At 60.0% G+C, this 6,596-nt stretch carries 5 protein-coding genes and 1 pseudogene; 4 read left to right on the top strand and 2 right to left on the bottom strand.

Annotation, left to right across the window (positions count from 1 at the left end; all coding sequences use genetic code 11):
* Window positions 1–888, bottom strand: an 888-nt coding sequence (locus tag WBV42_RS04760; RefSeq protein WP_423985014.1) for a PEP/pyruvate-binding domain-containing protein, incomplete at its 3' end; no start/stop codon positions are given.
* Between the two features lie 301 nt (window positions 889–1,189).
* Between WBV42_RS04760 and WBV42_RS04755 the strand changes: the two genes are divergently transcribed.
* Window positions 1,190–2,308 (top strand): site-2 protease family protein, encoded by a 1,119-nt coding sequence (locus WBV42_RS04755; protein WP_423985013.1) that lies wholly within the window; start codon window positions 1,190–1,192, stop codon window positions 2,306–2,308.
* Between the two features lie 4 nt (window positions 2,309–2,312).
* Window positions 2,313–3,374 (top strand): sodium:calcium antiporter, encoded by a 1,062-nt coding sequence (locus tag WBV42_RS04750; protein WP_423985012.1) that lies wholly within the window; start codon window positions 2,313–2,315, stop codon window positions 3,372–3,374.
* A gap of 223 nt (window positions 3,375–3,597) precedes the next feature.
* Here the strand turns inward: WBV42_RS04750 and WBV42_RS04745 are convergent, their stop codons facing one another.
* Window positions 3,598–4,611 carry an alcohol dehydrogenase catalytic domain-containing protein gene (locus WBV42_RS04745; protein WP_423985011.1) on the bottom strand — a complete coding sequence of 338 codons (1,014 nt, stop codon included), beginning with the start codon at window positions 4,609–4,611 and terminating at the stop codon, window positions 3,598–3,600.
* A gap of 392 nt (window positions 4,612–5,003) precedes the next feature.
* Between WBV42_RS04745 and tbsP the strand changes: the two genes are divergently transcribed.
* The gene (gene tbsP, locus WBV42_RS04740; protein ID WP_423985010.1) at window positions 5,004–5,789 is read left to right on the top strand and encodes a transcriptional regulator TbsP; all 786 of its coding nucleotides are present in this window, start codon (window positions 5,004–5,006) and stop codon (window positions 5,787–5,789) included.
* A gap of 622 nt (window positions 5,790–6,411) precedes the next feature.
* Window positions 6,412–6,596: pseudogene (locus WBV42_RS04735) on the top strand (htpX protein); the annotation flags it as partial.

Raw genomic sequence — 6,596 nt, 5'->3', positions numbered from 1 at the left:
GTCCTCGATGCGTTTCGCGTACGTCGTGAGCAATGTAACCTGGTCGTCAGTGAGCGTCAAGCGATCCCGTTCGTTGTCAGGCACCGCTTCGATGGCGGTGTCGTTTCCCCGCCTGATCATCCGTCGTTCTTTCGTCCCGAGTTCCCGCTCGATGATGCCGTTCGTCGGTTTGAAGGCGACGTATCGGTCCGGATCGACCTGCCCTTGGACGAGTAATTCCCCCAACCCGTAGGTCGCCTCGATGACGACGGCGTTCTCGAATCCCGTGTTGGGGTCGAGGGTGAACGCCACTCCGGAACAGCCGATGTCCGCCCGGCCCATCGCCTGAACGATACAGGCGAGTTTGACCGCGAGGTGGTCGAACCCGTGGTCGAAGCGGTAGGTGATGGCGCGGTCGGTGAACAACGACGCATAACAGCCTTCGATCGCCTCGATCAGTTCCGTCTCCCCGGAGACGTTGAGAAACGTCTCCTGTTGGCCCGCGAACGACGCGGTCGGTAAATCCTCCGCCGTCGCGGAACTCCGAACGGCGACGGTGGGGTTCTCGACGCCCAGTCGTTCGCCCAGCAGACGATACCCCTCGACGATTGCCCGTTCGAGGTCGGCAGGTATCGTTGCCGATTCGATGTCGGCTCGGATCTCCGATCCTCGCCGCTGCAACGTATCGATATCGTCCGGGTCAAGGCCATCGAGCCGAGCGGCGATCGATTCTTCGAGTCCCGTTTCCGACAAGTAGTGGTCGTACCCCGCCGCGGTGGTCGTGAATCCCGGAAGTACGGGTACGTTGAGCGTGGTAAGCTCTCCGAGGTTCGCGCTTTTGCCCCCGACTATATCGACGTTGGCACTCCCTACGTCCGCAAGCTGTCGTACGAACTGATCGTTCCCCACGATGTTTCCCCCGTCACCACACTCGTCGCGCACCACAGTGAAACTACCCCCGTCGAGTTGAACTGCGTCTCTCCAACTCCCCCTACCGCACCGTAGGCTGGTCTTTCGAGGCCACCCGTCGGGGCAAACGATCACCGTTTCTTATTGAGTCGTTCGGTGTTTGGAACACGTACATGAGGTGCTGTCGTCTATCCGTTACGAGCGCCTGCGGGCGTCGTGACGACTCTGTAAAACGAGCACGGCGGGTGTCGAGCAGCCGAAGCGGTGAGAAACCGTCGTTCACCACCGGTCCGATCGAACGATGAGGAACATCCGTCTCGGGTCGTTGTTCGGGATTCCCATCCAACTGAACCTGAGCTTTCTCATCGTCCTCCCGTTAGTCGCGTATCTGATCGGCATTCAAATCGCCCCGCTCGCCGACGTCCTCAATCAGTTGTGGAACGCTCGGATCGAGACGGGCACGCTCGTCCGCGGGTGGATGCCGTGGATACTCGGAGTGCTGTCGGCGGTCGGGTTGTTCGTCTGCGTGATCCTTCACGAACTGGGTCATTCACTCGTCGCACGACGGTTCGGGTTCGGCACCGACTCGATCACGCTCTGGTTTTTGGGTGGTGTTTCCGCCCTCGAAGAGATTCCCGAGGATTGGCGTCAGGAGTTTCTGGTCGCTATCGCCGGTCCGCTCGTGAGTATCGTTCTCGGCGTGATCTGTTACGGGGCTCTCGTGGTCGTCCCGACCGGTCTCGATGCGGTTCGGTTCATCGTCGCCTATCTCGGTCTGCTCAACTTCGTTCTCGCGCTGTTCAACCTGTTACCCGGGTTTCCGATGGACGGCGGGCGGATCCTCCGTGCGCTCCTCTCCCGGACCCGCTCTCACGCCCGTGCGACGCAAATCGCCGCGACCGTCGGGAAGGGCGTGGCGGTCGTCTTCGGTATCGTCGGACTCCTGTCGCTCAACATCTTTCTCATCGGTGTCGCCTTCTTCGTGTATCTCAGCGCCACCAGCGAAGTGGTCCAAGAAACGCTATCCGGGGTCGAGGACATCTCGGTGAGCGACATCATGACTCCGGTCGCCGACTGGGACACCGTCGAACCCGAAGCGACCGTCTCGGAGCTGTTCGAGCGGATGTTGGACCAGCGCCACGTCGGCTATCCCGTGATCGAAGACGGTCAGGTGGTCGGAATCGTCACCCTGGACGACGCCGCTTGCGCTCCGGTCGAAAAGCGCGACGAGTACACGATCCGATCCGTGATGAGCAGTGACCTCGAAACCGTGTCCGCCGACGAGAGCGTCGAGGAGTTCATGACGGAGTTCCAACGCAGTAACGTCGGCCGCATGTTCGTGGTCGACCCTTATGGGGAGATCATCGGCTTGGTCACACGGACCGACCTGATGACGGTTCTCGAAATCACGAGGCAGTGAGCGGATGCTGCAAGGCGCCTCTCTTCCGCTTCTCTCGGTGGTCTTCCTCGGGGCGGCCGCGGTCGTGTACTTCGCCAGCATCTACGTCTCGGATACGACCGACGTCCTTTCGGTACGGTGGAAGCTGGGACAGGCGCTGAGCGGGCTCGTCCTACTCGCAATCGTCACGAACCTCCCGGAACTCGTCATCACGGTGAGTGCCGCGCTCGCCGACAACGTGGACTTGGCGGTGGGGAACGTTCTCGGCGGAATCGCGATCCAAACGGTCGTTCTGGTCATGTTCGACGTCTTCGGTACCGGACGGTCGAAGGGACTCACGTACTGGGCATCGTCGCTGCAGTTGGTCATCGAGGCGAGCGTCGTGGTCGCGGTCCTCTCCGTGACGGTGATGGGGAGCCAACTGTCATCGGCGTTTCTCGTGTTTCGCGTGACACCGCCGGAGATACTGATCGTGTGCCTCTGGCTCGGCGGCGTGTGGATCATCGCGAAGGCCCGCACAGGGTTGCCGTGGGAGCGGGAGGGTGCGGCCCCCGGTGGGCAGCAAGCGCCGCGGGGAACCGCCAAACGGAAGAAACATCGGCGAATGAAGGCCGCTGGTAAATCGACGCGGTACGTCGTGGGCGTCTTCCTGCTCGCCGCGCTTGCGACGCTCGTCGGTGGCGTGGTGCTCGAACGCACCAGCGACCTGATCGCACGCAGGACGGGGGTCAGTGGCGCAATCTTCGGAGCGACAGCGTTGGCGGCGGTCACCTCGCTGCCGGAGGTCGCGACGGGGATGGCGGCGATCAGGCTCGGCGACTGCGAACTCGCCATCAGCGACATCTTCGGCGGCAACGGGTTTCTGCCGACGCTGTTCCTCGTGGCCTCGCTCCTTTCCGGTCGGGCCGTACTCGCCACGATGCCGCCGAGCACGCTGTATCTCACCGCCCTCGGAATTCTCCTCACGAGCATCTACAGCATCGGCCTCATCGTCCGATCGCGTCGGCAACGATTCCGGATGGGAATCGACTCACTGCTGGTACTCTCCCTCTACTGTCTCGGGGTTTTGGGTCTCGTCACGATGTAGCTAATCGGATAGACGACCGGGAGGATCACCTGTCGTATGACGAACCGAGTCTACTGCACGTTTCGGGAAGGCTACGAAAAGGCCCGTCCCGGTAGGCACGGGCTGTGAGGGGTAGGCATCGATTATCCGCGTCGAGCGGCTTCCGGATACGCATCCGTGAGACGGTCGTTCGGAGTCGATCGGCGTGCGGTTCTCATCACGGGGGGTGAGATCGGAACCGCGACTACGGCGTTACGACGAGCTTACCGACGCTCTCACGGTCCTGCATCGCCGCGAACGCGGCGTTGGTTCGTTCGAGCGAGTAGGTTTCGTCGATCTCCGGTGTGAACGCTCCGTCGGCGACGAGTTCGACGAGCGTCTCCAGATCGCCTTGTGTCCCCATCGTACTGCCGATGATGTGTTTGTGACCGAGGAAGAGGTCAGGTATGTCGATCTCGGACGTTCCACCGGCCGTCCGCCCACAGACCGCCATTCGCCCGCCGCGTCGCAGAACGTCCAAGCCGAGTTGGGTGTACGCGCCGCCGAGGTGGTTGAGGACGCCATCGACGGGTCCGATGTCGGCGACCGCATCTCGGATGTCGTTCGGGTCGGTTCCCTCGATCGCGTGGTCGAGACCGAGCGATTCGAGGCGGTCGAGCTTCGCCCGCGAGGAGGACGTCCCGACGCTCCGTGCATCGAGGACGGCCGCGAGTTGCACGCCAGCGACGCCGACACCGCCAGTCACGCCGGGGATGAACACCACGTCGGTCGGACCGGCTTCGACCCGACGGAGCATGTGATACGCGGTCATGTAGGCCGTCGGGAGCGCGGCCGCTTCGACCATACCCACGGAATCCGGGAGCGGAACGAGGCGGTCGGCTCGGACGCGAGCGGTCTCAGCGAGGCCGCCGTGGTAGAGGGAGAAGTTCTCACAGAGGTTCTCCGGACCCTCCCGACAGTAGCGACACGTCCCGCACGTCTCGTTCGGGCAGAGTACAACGCGGTCACCGGGTTCGATATCGGGGACGTCATCGCCAACGTCCCGGACGGTTCCGGCGACATCGAGACCGCTGACGAACGGCAGATCGTCCGTATCGACCATCGCGGAGTCGCCTTCGAGAATCCAGAGGTCGTGACGGTTGATCGAACACGCCTCGACCGAAACCACCGCTTCTCGACGTCCCGGTTCAGGAATCGGTCGGTTGATTATCGAGACGCCATCCGGGCCGGAAAGATCATTGAAAGCTGCGACACGCATCGAATGGGCGTTCGCTCCCCTCGTAGTTAGTGATAAGGGGAGGATAACGGGGTAGAAGCACATAACTAGAGGTCATCGATACGTTCAATGATCGACAACGTCGGACGTGAACGATCCTTTGTCGGGAGGGGAAGCACGCTCGTACCGTCGGATTTCACGAGGTTTGGCGGTAGGACGGGCGGTATCGTTCTTCCCAGCATCTCCGAGATTTCCTCCGAATCGGACACGATTCGACTTCGTACAAACTCGTGGCAAAACGGCTTTTCGGCTCGAAATTCATGGAGTTACTCCGTTCCATCTCCTATTTTTAGGAACGACCTTCGAGTAGTAATGTGCGTAGAACAATGGAAGCACTACTCGTGTGAAAAAGTATGTCCGCAGATGCAACAGTCATGGACCAGGAATTCGCCGATATGATCGATTCGTTCTTCGAAGACGCAGACACGGTACTCATCGTCAATCCCGCACCGAACGTCTTCCAAACGGTGATGTTGACGGCAGCCTCGTTCGACGGTGATCTGCCGCACATGCAGGTACTTGCCGATCCGGACGTGCTGAAAGCGTCGCTGGACGATTTTATCCTCGCGAGCCAGGTTTCGGATTTGATCGACCAGGACTCCCTCGAACTCCGGACGACGGGCGATATCGCACGTAGTTCGTTGCTCGTCAGCGATGACGAGGTCGTAACCGTCATCACGTTGGATGGGGAGTTGACGGGGCTTCGCTCGACGGATGGCGATCTGGTCGAAAACGTCCAATCGACGTTTTCGGACGACTGGGAGGACGGCGATGTCTATTCCCTGCGAACGCCACCGCTGTCGCGCATCCAAGAAACGCTCAGTGAGGACTTCGGTGACGACATCGAAGAGGACTTCATGATGGTCGTCGACTCGGTCGATACGATTCCCGGTGAAGACGACGAGTTGGATGAAGTGGCCATCGCTTTGTTGGTGGCGGCGAACAACGAGGTCCTCCTCTACGACATCAGCAAGTGGGGAGAGGACACCGGCGTCGCGAGCAAAGCGACCTTCTCGCGGACGAAGACACGGCTCGAAGACCGTGGCCTCATCGATACGGAGAAGGTCCCGATCGACGTCGGTCGGCCACGACTTCGGTTGATCTTGGTACCGAACGATTTGGGTGACGTCGAGGGTCTCGCTGGCCAAGTGAGCGGCTAGGTTCGTGTGAACGCGACCCCGTCGAAGGGTTCGAGAGCGAGCGTCACTGTCGAGAATAGATGATAGATCGACCGACCGTTCGAGAGCCAGTTACGAGTGCGTTCATGTGTTCGGTGTCCGGTTCACGTTCTATGTTGTGGACACGCTCTCCCGGGAAATGGGACGACACATTGGCATGGCTCGTCAGCGATGGGATTAGCGCGACCACAGATCGGCTGACCCAGAGAATTTATTGGAGGGCTACTACGGAACATAATATCCATATATTGGAGGATTAATATATGTGTTTTTGAATTTTCTCGATGTATGTCTGACGCTCGTCTAACAATGGCCGATGAATCAAGACGTGTTACAGACACCACTCCACGGCGATGTTCGGACTCGTCCCGGAGAACAGATAGTTGCGTCTGTCAGATCGGTATGTTTAGATCGGAATCAATAGTATCGTAATTTGTCTCGAAAGAGACACAGATGTCCGTCAATCGCTATGATACGTCTGAAGACAGTGTGTGAGGAGGTTGATAACTCACCGCACTGTCTTCGCCATACGGCGAGCGTTCGTCGCTCAATTGGTCGCTGACCGATTCGGTTATTATTCTCCCCGAGAGTGTTTGTTTATATAATGAGTTCAGTAGTCGTTCGGGTGTGGGGAATCACACTCGGACTACTAACCGCGACGCTCCTCGCGGTTGCGGCCGTCGTTCGGACGGGGGCTCCGCTTCCGATCGTCGGCTTCGGGTTTCTCGTGTTCGTCGTCATCGCGTATCTGTCGTATCGCTCCGGCGGGCGCTACGAGTTCGAACACGA

This window comes from Haladaptatus sp. (assembly GCF_049589095.1).
GTDB lineage: Archaea > Halobacteriota > Halobacteria > Halobacteriales > Haladaptataceae > Haladaptatus.
This window is presented reverse-complemented; position numbering and strand designations above follow the sequence as displayed.